Below are 15,668 nucleotides of genomic sequence, written 5' to 3'. Positions count from 1 at the left end.
CTCGCAAGCCGAGTGCAGCGCCGCGCATCCGCTTGGACGCGCCAAGGACCCCGTAGCACCTTCAGTCTCTATTTCGGCTTGCCGCTGGTCCACACTACGTTCTGGCCGTAGAGCGGCACGGTGGTGACCGACATTTTTGCCGAGCCATCCTGCACCTGGCGCGAATGCGACAGGTAGATCAGCGTCTCGTTGGCCTTGTCGTAGATGCGGTTCACCACCTGCTTTTTCCAGATCAGGCTGATGCCTTGCTTGAACACCTCCTCGCCGGCCTCGCTCATGTCGATGTCGCCAATGGTGATCGGCCCGGTCTGGCGGCAGGAGATCGAGGAATCGGACGGGTCCTCGAACCAGTTGCCTTTCTGCAGGCGGTCGATCATGCCACGGTCGAAATACGAGACGTGGCAGGTCACGCCCTCGACCTTCGGATCCTTGATCGCCTCGACGATGATATCGTTGCCGAGCCAATCGACGCCGACCTTGCCGACTTCCTCGGCCGCCGCGCCGGCGCCAATGACCAGGCATGCGGCTAACGCGCCGCCAATCAGTTTTCGCAAAGAGGCCTCCTGCGGTTCGAATTTTGCCGACCTCAGGTGGGACGAACGGCAGCGCTTTGCAAGCAGATCGCCTCCCACAGGATTGCCGGTTGCGGCAACGCGACATCTTTGCGTCGGCGCGACCGAACCGCTAAGAGTGTTCGCCAAGCCAGGGCCTTCACGGCGCCAACCCGGCGCCCGATGGAAATAACGACGGACTTCACTGATGATGCGTTCAATTCTGGTCGGTATTCTCGTCCTGATGGCCGCTGGCATCGGCTGGCTCACCTTCGACTGGTACCGCGGACATTATGGCGGCGAGCCGTTCGGAGCACCGTTTACGCTGGTCGACCAGAAGGGCGCGCCGGTCACCGAAGCCGCGTTTCGCGGCCACCCCAGCGTCATCTTCTTCGGCTTCACGCATTGTCCGGAAGTCTGCCCGACCACGCTTTTCGAGTTGGCCGGCTGGCTGAAGACGATGGGCGACGACGGCAAGAACCTGCGTGCCTATTTCGTTACGGTCGACCCGGAGCGCGATACGCCGGAAATCATGAACACCTATGTCAGCAATTTCTCCGATCGCATCCTCGGCATATCAGGCGATCCGGATAAGGTCCACGCCATGGCCAAGTCCTTCGGCATCTACTGGAAGAAAGTCGACACGAACGACGGCGACTACACGATGGACCACACCGCTTCGGTGCTGCTGCTCAATGCCAAGGGCGAATTCGCCGGCACTATTGCCTATGGCGAAAGCCCGGACGCCGCCATCGCCAAGCTCAAACGGCTGGCGGCGGAAGGTTGACACATCCGGTAATGACGCAGACGCGTTTGTATTTCACCGCGGGCAAGATCGAGGCTGATCACATTTTCGCGGCGCTTGGTGCGGCGTTCGACGATGAGGGCCTGCCGATTGCAGTGCTCGAGGTCGACGAGGACCGCGACATCCACGAAGTATCGCTCTATGCCGGCGACGACGTCGATGCGGTCGAGGCGCAGCTCAGGGATGTACTTGCCGGACTGTCGCTGTCGAAGCCTATAGCGCGCGAAACGCTGCCCGACATCGACTGGGTGGCGCGCTCGCTGGAGGGATTGAAGCCGGTGCGGGCCGGGCGCTTCTTCGTCCATGGCGCGCATGACCGCAGGAAGCGCCACAGCGGCGAAATCGCCATAGAGATCGAGGCCGGCCTTGCTTTCGGCACCGGTCATCACGGCACCACCGCCGGCTGCCTCGAAATGCTGGAGCAGGTCGTACGGCGCGAGCATCCGCGCAACGCGCTCGACCTTGGCACCGGCAGCGCGGTGCTCGCGATCGCAGCGGCCAGGCTCGCGCATATATCGGTGCTGGCGACCGACATCGACCCGGTCGCCGTCAAGGTGGCCGCCGCCAATGCGCGGCTGAACCACGTCAAGGGGCTCGTCGAAACAGTGACGGCGCCCGGATTCCACCACCCGATCTTTGCCGCGCGCGCGCCCTTCGACTTGATCGTCGCCAACATATTGGCGCGGCCGCTGATGCGCCTGGCGCCGCAAATGGCGGAGCATATCGCGCTCGGTGGCTCGATTGTTTTGTCGGGCATCCTCGAGCGCCAGCGCGATGCGGTAATCGCGGCCTATGTCGCCCAGAAATTCCGGCACGTCCGCACCTTGCACCGCGAGGGCTGGGTGACGATTCACCTCAAGCGCTGAGGCGCGACGCCTTCAACGCAAGCCGGAATCCGCTCAGACTTAGCGCGAGTTCGCCGCTTTCTTTAGCTGTTCGCGATCGTAGCCGTGAGCTTTCAGCGTTTCGTCGTCAAAGCCAAGCAGAACGCCGCTTACATACCGGCTCGCTTCGCGCTGGCGAGCTTCGATCAGCGCTTTCACAGCGTTTTTGAAAAATCCGCGTCTAGGTGAAATCGTGGACATGACGGTCTCCTTTGCAGGGCAACAGGACTTTTCCTCCACATTAAGAAGGTAAGCTCCGCTGACGCTTTTTGAAATCGTCGATTCTGCATGGCGTCCATGCGCAAAGAGACACGCAGCAACCGGGAATGATCGGTCCGAAAATCGATTCCGATTTTCGAAGTCATGCGCTACGGTCGCGCCAGCATTCGAGGAGAGCCGACATGTTCCAGACCTTCGATTCCGCCGGCGATCCGGCCGTTGGCAAGCCGCGCGTGGCAATGCTGCGCCAATGGTTGGCGGCGAACGGGCTGGATGGCTTCATCGTGCCCCGTGCCGACGAGCACCAGGGCGAATATGTCGCCGACCGCTCGGCACGGCTGAAATGGCTGACCGGCTTCAGCGGCTCGGCCGGCGTCGCCATTGTGCTTGGCGAGCGCGCCGTCATGTTTGTCGACGGGCGCTACACGCTGCAGGTGCGCCAGGAGGTCGATCTCGACATCTTTTCGATCGAGAGCCTTGTCGACAACCCGCCGGCCAACTGGATCAAGGACAATCTCGGCAAGGGCGTGCGATTGGGCTTCGATCCGTGGCTCCATACGATCAGCGACGTCAAGGCGCTGAAAGCCTCGGCCGAGAAATCCGGCGCGATACTGGTGCCGCTCGAAGAGAATCCGATCGACGCGATCTGGCAGGACCAGCCCGGGCCGCCACTGGCACCGGTCGAGATCCACCCGATCGGCTTTGCCGGCGAACTGGCCAAGGACAAGCTGGTGCGGCTGGCAGCGGCCATCGAGAAGGACGGCGCCACCCATGCCGTGCTGACCGACCCCTCCTCCATTGCCTGGGCGTTCGACATCCGTGGCGGCGACGTACCGCACACACCGCTGGCGCTCGGCTTTGCCGTGCTCGCCGCCGACGGCTCGCATCTGCTTTTCATGGACCAGCGCAAGTTTTCGCGCACCGTCGCGGCCTACCTGACGCAGCTCGCCGAATTGCACGAACCAGGTGAATTCGAATCGGCAATCGTCACCCGGGCCAAGGGCGGCGCAAAAATCGCGCTGGACCCGGTTCTCGCGGCGGACAAGCTCAGAATGCTGGTCGAGGATAATGGCGGCACCGTCATTGCCACGGCCGATCCGGCCCGCATTCCACGCGCAACAAAGAACAAAGCTGAGATCGCCGGCGCACGCGCCGCACATCGCCGCGACGGCGCCGCGGTCGCCAAGCTGCTGTGCTGGCTCGACCGCCAGAAGCCCGGCACGCTCGACGAAATCGCCGTTGTCACCAGGCTTGAGGAGACGCGCCGTCAGACCGGCGAAGAAACGCAGATGCCGCTGCGCGACGTATCGTTCGATACCATCTCCGGCGCTGGTCCTAACGGCGCTATCATGCACTACCGCGTCTCCCGCGCCACCAATCGCAAGCTGGGGGATGGCGAGCTGTTCCTGCTCGATTCCGGCGGGCAGTACCAGGACGGCACCACCGACATTACCCGCACGGTTCCGATTGGCGCGCCAACCGAGGAGATGCGCGAGCGCTTCACGCTGGTGCTGAAAGGCATGATCGGCATCTCCATGCTGCGCTTCCCCCAGGGCACGCGCGGCTCCGAAATCGATGCAGTGGCGCGCCTGGTGCTATGGAGACACGGCTGCGATTTCGCCCATGGCACCGGGCACGGTGTCGGCTCCTATCTTGCCGTGCATGAGGGCCCGCAGCGTATCGCCAAGACCGGTACCGAGAAGCTGCTGGCCGGCATGATCGTCTCCAACGAGCCCGGCTATTACAAGGAAGGTTCCTACGGCATCCGCATCGAGAACCTGATTCTGGTGACACCGGCCGAGGCAATCGAGGGCGGCGACATCGCCATGCACGGCTTCGAGACACTGACGCTGGCGCCGATCGACAAGCGGCTGGTCCGATCGGACCTTTTAACCCGCGACGAGTTGCATTGGCTTGACGAATACCATGCGCGCGTACTGGCCGAGATCGGACCGATGCTCGACGGCGAAACGCTGGCCTGGCTGGAAAAGGCAACCGCGCCGCTGCCGCACGACTTCAAGCAATAGCCGCGGCGACAACGCCGGTTGACAGGCTTTGCTCCGCAAGCAGTCCCTGCAAAGCGGTGACGTTGGGAGAACCGGCTCCCTTGCGCCAGAACAACACCGTGACGGCATTGTCTTCGTCAGCGGGCAGTTCGTGCAGCTTTAGCCAGCGGCTTTCCGGAAAACCCGAAAGCACGCTTTTCGGCATCAGCGCTATGCCCATGCCAGCCACCACGCAACCAAGGATGGCATGGTATGAACCAAGCTCGATGGTTTTCTCGGCCATGAACCCTCTGCGCGCATACCATTGTTCCAGCCGCTTGCGGTGCGGACAGCCGTGCTCGAAGGCTATCATGGTTTTGGGCATGTCCAGGTGGTCTTCGACCGAAACGCGCGATGCCGCCGAGACAATGACCAGCTGCTCGTGGAATGCGGGCAGCTTTTCGAACGGAACGTCAGCGATCGGCTCGGCGGCGAAGGCTGCATCGAGTTCGCCGGCAAGCATGGCGGTCGCGAGAACCTGCGGATTGCCGGTGCGCAACTGGATTTCCACTTCGGGATGCCGTGCATGGTATTCGGCGAGCAGACTTGGAAGCCGTGCCGCGGCGGTGCTCTCCATGGCACCTAGGCGAAGAGTGCCGCGCGGGCGTGGATCGAGCATCGCCGTTCGCGCCTCCTCCGCAAGCGCCAGCAGCCGATCCGCATAGCCGACCAATCTGTGACCGGCCGGCGATACGTGCAGGCGCTTGCCCTCCCGGATAAACAGCTGCACGCCGAGATCCTCCTCGAGCTGCCGGATGCGTGTGGTCACGTTCGACTGCACGCGAAACAGTTTTTCCGCCGCCCTGGTGATTCCGCCCTCGCGCACCACCGTGCGGAAGATGCGCAGATCGGCCAAATCCATACATCTCTCCTGGAGAACATAACGATCTTAATTATTCATTTTAACTGATTATGCCTTTCCCGTAAATCGCCGGTGTAGCTGCCGATCAACACGGCAAACCAGGGGAGATGGAAATGTCGCGTGAGCCCTTCGGCATCCAGCCGATCGATCTAAGCGCATTGACGCCGAAGCAGCGCGAAGCGCTCTATAGCGACGCCGTGCGTGGCGCCCACCAGGAGAGAGCGGAGGCGATCCGGCTGAGCCTGTCGCGGGTCGGCGCGGCAATAGTCGCTGCGGTAAAGCGCATGTGTGCTCTCGCCGCCAAGGCAAAAGTCGATCAGCCGACGAGCTGCCGCGCGAGGATCAGCACGGCAGCACCCGCCAGGAACATCGCCATAAGGCCGCCGCGCAGTGAGACAAGGCCGGCGACGATCAAGGCTGCCCATTCCGCCGGCCCGGCGCTGAGCGCCGCCGGCGCCACCAGCGTGGTCAGCACCGCCGCCGGAACGGCGCTGAGCCCGGCTTCGACGCGCAGGTGGATTTGATCGAAACGCGAGATCACCAGATGACCGCCGATGCGGGTCAGATAGGTCGCGATCGAAGCGGCGATGATGATCCACAAGGTCGTGCTCATGGCCGTGCCTCCACGCCGCTGTGGCGGGGCGGCAGGATGACGGCGAGCAGCACGCCGGCCAGCGCACCTATGGAGACATGCCAGGGCGAGCCGACCGTTTTGTAGGCAATGATGGAGGCGGCAGCGCTGGCGACGACCACCGGCAGCCACAGCGGCCGCTTGCGGAAGCTCATGACCAGGCCGAGAAAATAGATCGGCAGCAGGAAGTCGATGCCCAGCCCATGGGTGTCGGGAATAAGCTTGCCGAACATCGCGCCGAGCGCGCTTTCGATGATCCAGAACACATAGACCGGCAGCCCAAGCCCCATATACCAGGTGAACCCGACGGTCTCGCCGGCCTCCGCCTTGCGCTCGGCCACCGCGAACTGCGGATCGGTCAGCACAAAATAGCCTATCGCCTGCTGCACCAGCGGCCAATGCGCAATGCGCCGGCCGATGCCAGCCGAATAGAGCACATGGCGAAAATTCACGGCGAAGATCGACAGCACGATCAGCCACGGCGCGACATGCTGGCCGAACAGCTCGATGCCGACCATCTGGCTGGCGCCGCCGAACACCGTTGCGCTCATCAGGAACGCTTCGAGCACGGAAAACCCGTTGTCGACTGCGAGCGCCCCGAACAGCAACGCAAACGGCGCCGACGCCACCACGACGGGCATGCTGAGCCGCACGCCGTCCCAGAAATCGCTTTTCGCTCCGTTTTCGGAGATTGCTTCCGCCGACATCGATCGCTCCTTGGGAACGGCCGTATGTAGAGAGAGCGGCCCGGCTTGTCACACCAATTTGCTTGAGGCAAACGATCAGCGGAAATGATGGCTGAAGCGTCGCGGCAAGCTCGCTTCCGAGCCTAGCGCCGCGAAGCCTTGCCTTCGATCGCCCTGCCCCAGTCAAGCAGCGGTTTTGCCTGCATGACGAAGTCGACGAGTTCGTCGACCAATCCAGCTCCGTAGATATCCGCCGGCTCGATTGCGTGCCGGACGGCAAAATGCCGGTTGCGGATCGCGGCAGCGAGATCGGGCTCGGCGATATGCTCGAAGCCGCGCGGCGTGCGCTTCATGCAGCCGTCCGGGTCGAGCTCGAGGCCGTTCTTCTTCAGCGCCGCAACGAGGCTACGGAATTCAGCGGGCCGCTTCGCGATCGCGTTGCGCAGCGCCAGCAACAGCTCCGGTCCGGGCTGCCACCAGGCAATGGCGGCAAAGCAGCGCTCCAGCCCGATATGGACGTAAAACACGCCCTGTTCCATCTTGGTGCCGTCGGGCGAAAGGATCGCCGACAAATGCCGGTTATAAGGCCGTTTGTCCTTGGCAAAACGCACGTCGCGATTAATCCGGAACAGCGATTTCTTGCGGTCGCCGCGCAGGCCGAGCCCCAATGCCGTGAAGCGCTCGGAGAGCGTCTCGACCAGATCGCCGAAGGGATCGCGCAGGTCGCGCTCGAAAAGATCGCGGTTTTCCAAAAACCACTCCCGGCTCTGATGAAAATCCAGCGCCTTGAGGAAGGGAATGGCCTTTTGCCCAAATCCATTGAACGCAGCCGCCATCACCCGCCCTTGCCAATCCGCTGCAGCCAGGTGTCCTCGTCGATCACCTCGATGCCGAATTTGGTCGCGTCCTTCAGCTTGGAACCGGCGCCTGGCCCTGCCACCAGGAGATCGGTCTTCGCGGAAACCGAGCCGGCGACCTTCGCCCCGAGACGTTCGGCCATCGCCTTGGCCTCGGGGCGCGTCATCTTTTCCAGCGTGCCTGTAAACACGATTGTCTTGCCGGCGACCGCACTATCGGCTGAGACGTTCACAATGTACGGCTTCGGGTGGACCTGTGTGAGCAGCGCTTCAAGTACGGCGTCGTTGCGTTCATTGCCGAAGAAATCGCGAAGCGCGCCTATCACGGTATCGCCGATGCCGTTGATCGAAGGAAAAACGGTGTGTGGATCGGCTGCTGCTGCTGTCTCCTTGCCAATGCGGATCAACTCCTCGATCGTCGAGAAGGTTCGGGCGAGCACAGCGGCCGTCGTTTCGCCGATATGGCGGATGCCCAGCGCAAAGATGAAGCGATCGAGTTCGGGTTCGCGGCGGGCGTCGATGGCAGCGAAGAGCTTGTCGAGGCCGTCATAGTTGCGTTCCTCGACGCTGCGTACATTCTTGCGCGTTTTGCCCGATGCGGCCTCGCGCTGCCTGGCCTGCTCCTCCCGTCGCTCCGCCAGCGCCTTGGTGACGGCGGGACGGCGGTCCCGGAGGGTGAAGATATCGGCGGCTGTCTTGACCAACCCGGCATTGAAGAACAGGTCTATGTTTTCAGCGCCCAGGCCTTCGATATCCATGGCGCCGCGCGACACAAAGTGGCGTAATCCTTCCACGGCCTGCGCGGGGCAGATCAGCTCGCCGGTGCACCGTCGGCGGGAATCCTCCTTGCCGGTCTTCTCGTTGATCTCGCGCGTTGCGGGTGAGCCGCAGATCGGACATTTGTGCGGGAATTCGTAGGGCACGGCATCTGGCGGACGCTTGTCGACGACGACGCTGACGATCTGCGGAATGACGTCCCCCGCCCGCTGGATGACCACCGTGTCGCCGATACGGATGTCGTTGCCGTCGCGGATCGGCTGGCCGTTGCTGTCCAGACCCTTGATGTAGTCTTCGTTGTGAAGCGTGACATTTTCGACCACGACGCCGCCGACCGTGACGGGCGCAAGCCGGGCAACGGGCGCCAGCGTACCGGTACGGCCGACCTGAATGTCGATCCTGAGCACGGTCGTCATCGCCTGTTCGGCCGGAAATTTATGAGCGATCGCCCAGCGTGGTTCGCCGGTGACGAAGCCCCATCTGCGCTGCAACTCCAATTGGTCGACCTTGTAGACGACGCCGTCGATGTCGTAGCCGAGCGATGAGCGCTGGGCCTCGATAAGGTGATAATGCGCGATCAGTTCGTCGACCGACTTTGCCCGGACCATCAGCGGACTGACCTTGAACCCCCACTCCGCGAATTTTTGCACGGAATCGTATTGGGTCGGAGCTGGATCCTTTGAAGTATAGCCCCAGGCGTAGGCAAAGAATTTGAGGTTGCGGCTGGCGGTAACGGACGGGTCCTTCTGGCGCAGCGATCCGGCCGCCGTGTTACGCGGATTGACGTAATCCTGGCCGCCTATCGCCGCCGAACGCTGCTTCAGCGCCTCGAATTCCGCGTAGGTCATATAGACCTCACCGCGTATTTCGATGACCTCGGGCCAGTCCGATCCCTTCAAGGTCTTGGGAATATCGGCGATGGTCTTGAGATTGGCGGTGATGTCCTCGCCGACGACGCCGTCGCCGCGCGTTGCCCCCTGCACGAACACACCGCCTTCATACCGCAGGGAAGCCGATAGCCCGTCGATCTTCGGCTCAGCCGTGAAGGCGATGTTCAGCTCCTTGTCGCGATCAAAGAATCGCCGGCCCCGTTCTATGAAGTCCGCGACGTCCTGGTCGGTGTAGGCCTTGGCGAGGCTAAGCATCGGCACCGCGTGGCGCACCTTTGCAAAACCTTCCGCCGGCGGCGCGCCGACCCTGCGTGAGGGCGAATCCTCGCGCACAAGATGCGGGAACTGCTGCTCGATGGCGAGGTTGCGCCGGGTCAGCGCGTCATATTCCGCATCCGTGATTGTCGGCGCGTCCTCGCTGTGGTAGCGCCGGTCGTGCTCGGTGATCTCCTGCGCCAACCGCTTCAACTCGCTTGCCGCCTCGCTTTCGCTGAGCGAATCGACTGGTTTTTCGTCCATGCACTGCTCCCTCCACGGTGGCGCGACACAATAGAACAGGATTTTCTCATGAGGGAGAGACCAGACACAGAAAATCATTCCTGAACAGCAGGATGGCGCCATACCCTGACTCAGGTCACGAGCGCCGGAAACGAACTCGCCTGGAGCAATTCCAGGAAAAGTGTGAAACGGTTTTCCGTCCGGAACTGCGCAGAAACAAAGAGGTAGAGCGGTTCGGCGTTTTGGTGAAACGATGAACCGCTCTACGCTGCCGCGGTGTTCTCCCGCAGCAGCCGCTCGGCCGCCGCGCGCGCCTCGTCGGTGATGGTGGCGCCGGCGAGCATGCGTGCGATCTCTTCCTGCCGTGCCGCCCGGTCCATCTCGGCGATGCCGGTCGAGACCCGGTCGGCACCGCCCGATTTGGAGATCAGGAAATGCGTCGCCGCGCGCGCTGCCACTTGCGGTGCATGCGTGACCGAAAGCACCTGCACGCGTTTTGCCAGCCGCGCCAGCCGCTGGCCGATGGCGTCGGCAACCGCGCCGCCGACGCCGGTGTCGATTTCATCAAAGACCAAGGTCGGCGCCGACCCGCGATCAGCCAGCGCGACCTTCAACGCCAGCAGGAAGCGCGAAAGCTCGCCGCCGGAAGCGACCTTCATCATTGGTCCTGGCCTGGTGCCGGGATTGGTCCGCACCCAGAACTCGACCTGGTCGATGCCTTCTTCCATGCGGCTCTCGGCATCGCTTGCGATCTCGACGATGAACTCGGCGCGTTCGAGCTTCAGCGCCGGCAGTTCGGCCATCACCGCCTTGCTCAGCCCGACAGCCGCCGCATGGCGAAGCGACGACAGCTGGGCCGCCGTAGTGTCATAGGCCTGGCGCGCCGCCGCAGCCTGTTTCTCCAGCGCCTGCAGGCGCTCCTCGCCGGCGTCGAGATCGGCAAGGTCGGCAGCCATGGTGTCACGCAATTGCGCCAGGTCATCGACGGCGACGCTGTGCTTGCGCGAGGCGGCACGCAGCGAAAACAGCCGCTCCTCAGCCTTCTCCAGCCGCTGCGGATCATATTCGGTGGCGCGAAGTGCTGCTTCGACGCCCGACTGCGCCGCGTCGAGCGACAGCATCGCCTCGTCGAGCGACTTGACGACATCCTCGAGCAGCCCGGGCGCTTCGGTGACCTTGCGCTGCAGCCGCCTGAGCAGGCTGGCCAGTTGCGGCAAGGGCGAGGACGGACCCGAGAGCACATCCTGCGCATCGTGGATTTCCGAGGCGATCTTTTCGGCACGCATCATCAAGGCGCGCAATTCGGCCAGCTCGGTCTCTTCGCCAGGTTGCGGATCGAGCCTGGTCAATTCGGCGACCGCTGCACGCAGATAATCGGCCTCACGGGCAGCTGCCTCGACTTTGGCCCGGTGCCGTGAAAATTCCTGCTCGCAGGTACGCCAATGCCGCCACGCCTCGCCGGTTGCCCGAGCAGCGCCGAGATGGCCGCCGAAACTGTCGAGCAACTCGCGATGGGCGCCGGGATCGACCAAAGCGCGCTCGTCATGCTGGCCGTGGATCTCGACCAGCGCACGGCCGATGTCGCGCATCAGCGTCACGCTGGACGGCTGGTCGTTGACGAACACGCGCGTGCGGCCGTCAGCCGTCTGGACGCGGCGCAGGATGATGTCGCCGTCGTCCTCGATGGCATTCTCGGCAAGCAACATGCGAGCCGCGTGGTTGCGCGGCACGTCGAACACGGCGATGATCTGGCCTTGTGCCGCGCCATGCCGCACCAGCGAAGCGTCGCCGCGGGCGCCAAGCGCCAGCGACAATGCGTCGAGCAGGATGGATTTTCCGGCGCCGGTTTCGCCTGTAAGGACCGAAAGGCCGGACGAGAAGTCGATGTCCAGCTTCTCGATCAGAACGATATCGCGGATCGACAGTCTGGAGAGCATGGTGACGCGCCGCTCAGGCGCCGGTGATCAGCTTCCCGGCCTTGGAGATCCACGATCCGGCATTCTCGCGCGGCTCGAGCCCACCACTCTGCAGGAGCTTGTAGGAGTCCTTGTACCACTGGCTGTCGGGATAGTTGGTGCCGAGCACGGCCGCAGCGGTCTGCGCTTCCGACGTCAGCCCCATCGCATAGTAGCTCTCGGTCAGACGCGCCAGCGCCTCCTCGACATGACGTGTGTTGGAATAGTTCTCCACGACGTTGCGGAACCGTTTGACGGCCGCGATGTATTCGCGGCGCTCGAGATAGTAGCGGCCGATCTGCATCTCCTTGCCGGCGAGCTGATCGTTGGCGAAGCGGATCTTCTCCTTGGCATCATCAACATATTCGGAAGTCGGCCAGCGCGTTACCAGATCCTGCATCGTCTGCGCGGTAAGACGCGCTTCCTTCTGGTCCTGAGTGACGTCCTTGATCTGGCGGTAGTAGCTCAGCCCGATAATATATTGGGCATAGGCTGCATCGTCGGTCGACGGGTAGAGGGTCAGGTAGCGCTTGGCCGAACCGATCGCCTCATCGTAATTGCCCTGACGGTAGTCGGCAAAGGCACCCATCACCATCGATTTGCGGGCGAATTCGGAATATGGATGCTGGCGGTCGACGGCATCGAACTTGCGGCTTGCCTCCTGCAGTCGCCCGGCATTCAGATTGGCGAGACCCTGATTGTAGAGCACGTCGGCCGGCTCGGTCTGATCGACATAGGTCGACAGATCGACGTCCTTCTCGGACGACATGCAGGCCGACAGAAACAGCGATGGAACGACCACCGAAAGCGCCAGGAAAACAGCCCGCCGCGGCGCCTTCGATTGACCAACTCGCTTGAAAAACATGTTTGGATTCCGCCCTTTCGGCGTCATTTCAGTCGACGGCAGCAGCCATAAACCATAATTGCCTTGCCCGGCAACGCTATCCCCGGCCAATCGCACATTTTTGTGGCGCTTTGGCGCTACCTGGAAAGCTGTGTAATTTGGCAGGCCGGTGATGCATCCATGCAACACAGCTTGACCGCAACGGGAGCCGCAAGACCTTAAGAATCAGATCATCCAGGGCGCATAGAGGGGTGCGTTGACGGCGCTCATCTCCGCGGTACGCCCGCGCTCGCGGCGCGTCGTCTCAACGATCTCGAAAGCCGAACGGTCGGACAAGAGACGGCGCAGCGCAGCTGCGTTCAGCCTGTGGCCGCCACGATAGGAGCGGAAGCAGCCGATGAACCGGGCACCGGCGAGCGCCAGGTCGCCCATCGCATCCATCGTCTTGTGGCGCGCGAACTCGTTGGGATAGCGCAGGCCTCCCATATTGATCACGCGGTTGTCGTCGCCGATCACCAGGGAGTTTTCCAACGAGGAGCCGAGCGCATAGCCGGCCGCCCACAGCCGCTCGACGTCCTTCATGAAACCGAAAGTGCGGGCCCGCGCGACGTCACGCCGGAAAATGTCGGCGTTCATGTCGGATGCAAAAAGCTGGCGCCCGATCGCCGGGCTTTCGAAATCGATCTCGATCTCGAAGCGCGTGCCGTCATAGGGCCGGAACTCCGCCCAGCAGGCGCCGTTCTCGATGCGAACCGGCTTGACCACCCTGATGTAGCGACGCTTGACCGGCAGCGTTTCGACGCCTGCCTGGTCAATGGCCTCGATGAACATCACTGCGCTACCGTCGAGGATAGGCACCTCATGGCCGTCGATTTCGATGACGAGATTGTCGATCCCAAGCCCGAAAAGCGTCGCCATCAGATGCTCGACCGTGGCAATGTGCTCGCCCTGCGGATCGCCGAGCATGGTGCAGAGGTCGGTGGCACCGACCTCGGAAACGAGCGCGCGAAATTCGTGGCTTCCGCTTGCATTCGAAAGCTGGAAGACGACACCCGTATCGGCGTCCGCCGGCAGGAAATGGACGGTGACCGGATTGCCACTGTGAACGCCGATGCCGGTCAGCGTCGCACGCGATTTAAGTGTCGTCTGATAGTCGTGCAAAACAATCCCCATAGCCCATGCTGCCTAGGTCCGCTTCATCTGCCCTGAGGGCGCGGCTCTTGATTGATCGGCAGGCAGGGCCACTTCCCCGAGACTCCCAGCAAACCGACTTTGGTCGGTGGCGAAGATAATGGTCCCGCAGGGAGACTCCAAATCACGGTTTCTTACTCGTTGTAACCGCGCTCCAGCGCGGGATTGCCGCATAAGTCCTTGTTTTGAAATTGCTTTTAATTTTAACAGGCGAACAGTTTCCTGCTCGCCTGTTAACAACTGTTACGAACCGTTAACAGATCAATTGGCTTGTCGGCGCAGGAAGGCGGGAATCTCCAACTGATCGTCTTCCTGGACAGCCCGGCTCTGCGGCGTCAGGCGGCCCTGCTCGTCCAGCTGGCCGCGGCGCGGTGCGTAAAGCTGCGGATCCTGGCTGGCTAGGCGGCGCACTTCCGCCGGCGCCTGGCGCAGTTTCGGTTCGCGAGGCTGCGCCGGCTGCAGTCTTGCAGGCTCCTCTTCGCGGCGGGTCAAGCCGTTGGTCAGGCGCTTGAGCAAGCCCATCGGGCCGCTGTTCTCGTGGTCGGCGGGGCGGGCCTTGGCTTCCACTTCGGCCTTCACCTGCGGCGGGAAATCCTCGACCCGCGGCATGCGCTGGGGTGCCGCGGCAACCGGCTGCGGCATTTCACGATGCGGAGCGGGCTGCATCGCTTGCTGAACCGCTGGCTGCATCATTGGCTGCGGTTGAGCGGGAGGCGCCTGGAAAATCTTGCTCTGCGGACGGAAGTCTTCCGCATGCGCGACCGGTGCCGGGCGGGCCTGCGCCATCGCTGCCGCATTCGCTTCGGCGAGCTGAATGGCCTCGGCGACCGGGTCGGCAGCACGTGGTTCATAGATTGGTTGCTGGACAGGCGCCGGGCGCATTTCCGTGACCTGGGCCGCCGGGCGGCTGACCGGCTTCGGCGGAGCCGCGCGGATGGCGATCGGCGCGGCAGCGATTTCGGCCGCCGATTTGTCGATGCCGGTGGCGACCACCGACACGCGGATGACGCCTTCGAGTTCCTCGTCGAAGGTGGCGCCCAGAATGATGTTGGCGTCCTGGTCGACCTCTTCGCGAATGCGGGTTGCCGCCTCATCGACTTCGAACAGGGTCAGGTCACGGCCGCCGGTGATCGAGATCAGCAGGCCCTTGGCGCCCTTCATCGAGGTCTCGTCGAGCAGCGGGTTGGCGATGGCGGCTTCCGCCGCGGCCATTGCGCGGCCCTCGCCCGAAGCCTCGCCGGTTCCCATCATCGCCTTGCCCATTTCGCGCATGACCGAGCGGACGTCGGCGAAGTCGAGATTGATCAGGCCTTCCTTGACCATCAGGTCGGTAATGCAGGCAACGCCCGAATAGAGCACCTGGTCGGCCATCGCGAAGGCATCGGCGAAGGTGGTCTTGTCATTGGCCAGCCGGAACAGGTTCTGGTTGGGAATGACGATCAGGGTATCGACGCATTTCTGCAGTTCCTCGATACCCATGTCGGCCGTCTTCATGCGGCGCTGGCCTTCGAAGTGGAACGGCTTGGTGACGACGCCGACGGTGAGGATACCCTTTTCGCGGGCAGCGCGGGCAACGACGGGAGCCGCCCCGGTGCCGGTGCCGCCGCCCATGCCGGCAGTGACGAAGCACATATGCGTGTTGGAGAGATGATCGATGATCTCGTCGATGCATTCCTCCGCCGCCGCGCGCCCGACTTCAGGCTGCGATCCGGCGCCGAGACCTTCGGTGACATGCGCGCCGAGCTGGATCAGCCGCTCGGCCTTCGACATCGTCAGTGCCTGCGCGTCGGTGTTGGCCACCACGAACTCGACGCCGCGCAAGCCGGCGGTGATCATGTTGTTGACGGCATTGCCGCCGCCGCCGCCGACACCGAACACGGTGATGCGCGGCTTGAGCTCGGTGATGTCCGGCTTCTGCAGATTGATGGTCATTGTCTCCGTCCTTTGCCTTTCCCGCCGCTTCGCCGCCGCGG

Annotated in this window: 14 protein-coding genes; 3 read left to right on the top strand and 11 right to left on the bottom strand. The window is 63.0% G+C overall.

Translation table 11 applies throughout. The features are described 5' to 3' along the window. Positions 1-68: 68 nt before the first annotated feature. Complete coding sequence (locus tag NKJ81_RS02605; RefSeq protein ID WP_352539532.1) at positions 69-554, bottom strand: CreA family protein; 486 nt, start codon at positions 552-554, stop codon at positions 69-71. Between the two features lie 205 nt (positions 555-759). Here NKJ81_RS02605 and NKJ81_RS02600 point away from each other — a divergent pair, with 205 nt between their 5' ends. Together NKJ81_RS02600 and NKJ81_RS02595 are read left to right on the top strand one after the other, a co-directional pair. Beyond that, the gene (locus NKJ81_RS02600) at positions 760-1,338 is read left to right on the top strand and encodes an SCO family protein (RefSeq protein WP_352539531.1); all 579 of its coding nucleotides are present in this window, start codon (positions 760-762) and stop codon (positions 1,336-1,338) included. An 11-nt stretch (positions 1,339-1,349) separates the two neighbouring features. After that, positions 1,350-2,222: a 50S ribosomal protein L11 methyltransferase gene (locus tag NKJ81_RS02595; RefSeq protein ID WP_352539530.1), complete on the top strand. Its 873-nt coding sequence runs from the start codon at positions 1,350-1,352 to the stop codon at positions 2,220-2,222. 39 nt (positions 2,223-2,261) lie between these two features. Here the strand turns inward: NKJ81_RS02595 and NKJ81_RS02590 are convergent, their stop codons facing one another. Beyond that, a complete protein-coding gene (locus NKJ81_RS02590) occupies positions 2,262-2,441 on the bottom strand; it encodes a hypothetical protein (RefSeq protein ID WP_352450114.1) in 180 nt (59 codons plus the stop codon). Between the two features lie 200 nt (positions 2,442-2,641). Here NKJ81_RS02590 and NKJ81_RS02585 point away from each other — a divergent pair, with 200 nt between their 5' ends. Further along, positions 2,642-4,486 carry an aminopeptidase P family protein gene (locus tag NKJ81_RS02585; protein ID WP_352539529.1) on the top strand — a complete coding sequence of 615 codons (1,845 nt, stop codon included), beginning with the start codon at positions 2,642-2,644 and terminating at the stop codon, positions 4,484-4,486. Here NKJ81_RS02585 and NKJ81_RS02580 read toward each other — a convergent pair. The 9 genes from NKJ81_RS02580 to ftsZ form a co-directional block, all read right to left on the bottom strand. Next, positions 4,476-5,366: a LysR family transcriptional regulator gene (locus NKJ81_RS02580; RefSeq protein ID WP_352539528.1), complete on the bottom strand. Its 891-nt coding sequence runs from the start codon at positions 5,364-5,366 to the stop codon at positions 4,476-4,478. The two genes, NKJ81_RS02585 and NKJ81_RS02580, sit on opposite strands and share 11 nt — an antisense overlap. 316 nt (positions 5,367-5,682) lie before the next feature. After that, entirely contained in the window at positions 5,683-5,979 is a 297-nt protein-coding gene (locus tag NKJ81_RS02575) for an AzlD family protein (RefSeq protein ID WP_352539527.1), read from the bottom strand. Continuing rightward, positions 5,976-6,704: an AzlC family ABC transporter permease gene (locus tag NKJ81_RS02570; protein ID WP_352539526.1), complete on the bottom strand. Its 729-nt coding sequence runs from the start codon at positions 6,702-6,704 to the stop codon at positions 5,976-5,978. Before NKJ81_RS02570 ends, NKJ81_RS02575 begins: the two co-directional genes overlap by 4 nt. Before the next feature lie 122 nt (positions 6,705-6,826). After that, entirely contained in the window at positions 6,827-7,519 is a 693-nt protein-coding gene (locus tag NKJ81_RS02565) for a DUF2461 domain-containing protein (RefSeq protein ID WP_352539525.1), read from the bottom strand. Further along, positions 7,519-9,726 (bottom strand): NAD-dependent DNA ligase LigA, encoded by a 2,208-nt coding sequence (gene ligA, locus NKJ81_RS02560; RefSeq protein WP_352539524.1) that lies wholly within the window; start codon positions 9,724-9,726, stop codon positions 7,519-7,521. The genes NKJ81_RS02565 and ligA overlap by 1 nt, the downstream gene beginning before the upstream one ends. A gap of 242 nt (positions 9,727-9,968) precedes the next feature. Then, positions 9,969-11,642, bottom strand: a complete 1,674-nt coding sequence (gene recN / locus NKJ81_RS02555; RefSeq protein ID WP_352539523.1) for a DNA repair protein RecN — start codon at positions 11,640-11,642, stop codon at positions 9,969-9,971. A gap of 13 nt (positions 11,643-11,655) precedes the next feature. Further along, positions 11,656-12,525, bottom strand: coding sequence for an outer membrane protein assembly factor BamD (locus tag NKJ81_RS02550; RefSeq protein WP_352501057.1), 870 nt, complete (start codon positions 12,523-12,525; stop codon positions 11,656-11,658). Positions 12,526-12,729: 204 nt separating this feature from the next. Continuing rightward, a complete protein-coding gene (lpxC, locus tag NKJ81_RS02545; protein WP_352471566.1) occupies positions 12,730-13,677 on the bottom strand; it encodes a UDP-3-O-acyl-N-acetylglucosamine deacetylase in 948 nt (315 codons plus the stop codon). A gap of 279 nt (positions 13,678-13,956) precedes the next feature. Then, positions 13,957-15,627 (bottom strand): cell division protein FtsZ, encoded by a 1,671-nt coding sequence (gene ftsZ / locus NKJ81_RS02540; RefSeq protein WP_254818983.1) that lies wholly within the window; start codon positions 15,625-15,627, stop codon positions 13,957-13,959. Between the last annotated feature and the right edge of the window lie 41 nt (positions 15,628-15,668).

This window comes from Mesorhizobium sp. M0018 (assembly GCF_040323955.1).
In the GTDB taxonomy this organism is placed as follows: domain Bacteria; phylum Pseudomonadota; class Alphaproteobacteria; order Rhizobiales; family Rhizobiaceae; genus Mesorhizobium.
Note: the sequence above shows the minus strand (reverse complement) of the source record. Positions and strands in the feature narration are given on the sequence as shown.

Coding starts and splice junctions, on each gene's coding strand:
- NKJ81_RS02570 (WP_352539526.1), bottom strand. CDS start 6,704: ATGTCGGCGGAAGCAATCTCCGAAAACGGAGCGAAAAGCGATTTCTGG.
- ligA (WP_352539524.1), bottom strand. CDS start 9,726: ATGGACGAAAAACCAGTCGATTCGCTCAGCGAAAGCGAGGCGGCAAGC.
- NKJ81_RS02575 (WP_352539527.1), bottom strand. CDS start 5,979: ATGAGCACGACCTTGTGGATCATCATCGCCGCTTCGATCGCGACCTAT.
- recN (WP_352539523.1), bottom strand. CDS start 11,642: ATGCTCTCCAGACTGTCGATCCGCGATATCGTTCTGATCGAGAAGCTG.
- NKJ81_RS02590 (WP_352450114.1), bottom strand. CDS start 2,441: ATGTCCACGATTTCACCTAGACGCGGATTTTTCAAAAACGCTGTGAAA.
- NKJ81_RS02585 (WP_352539529.1), top strand. CDS start 2,642: ATGTTCCAGACCTTCGATTCCGCCGGCGATCCGGCCGTTGGCAAGCCG.
- NKJ81_RS02595 (WP_352539530.1), top strand. CDS start 1,350: ATGACGCAGACGCGTTTGTATTTCACCGCGGGCAAGATCGAGGCTGAT.
- NKJ81_RS02550 (WP_352501057.1), bottom strand. CDS start 12,525: ATGTTTTTCAAGCGAGTTGGTCAATCGAAGGCGCCGCGGCGGGCTGTT.
- ftsZ (WP_254818983.1), bottom strand. CDS start 15,627: ATGACCATCAATCTGCAGAAGCCGGACATCACCGAGCTCAAGCCGCGC.
- NKJ81_RS02565 (WP_352539525.1), bottom strand. CDS start 7,519: ATGGCGGCTGCGTTCAATGGATTTGGGCAAAAGGCCATTCCCTTCCTC.
- NKJ81_RS02600 (WP_352539531.1), top strand. CDS start 760: ATGATGCGTTCAATTCTGGTCGGTATTCTCGTCCTGATGGCCGCTGGC.
- lpxC (WP_352471566.1), bottom strand. CDS start 13,677: ATGGGGATTGTTTTGCACGACTATCAGACGACACTTAAATCGCGTGCG.
- NKJ81_RS02580 (WP_352539528.1), bottom strand. CDS start 5,366: ATGGATTTGGCCGATCTGCGCATCTTCCGCACGGTGGTGCGCGAGGGC.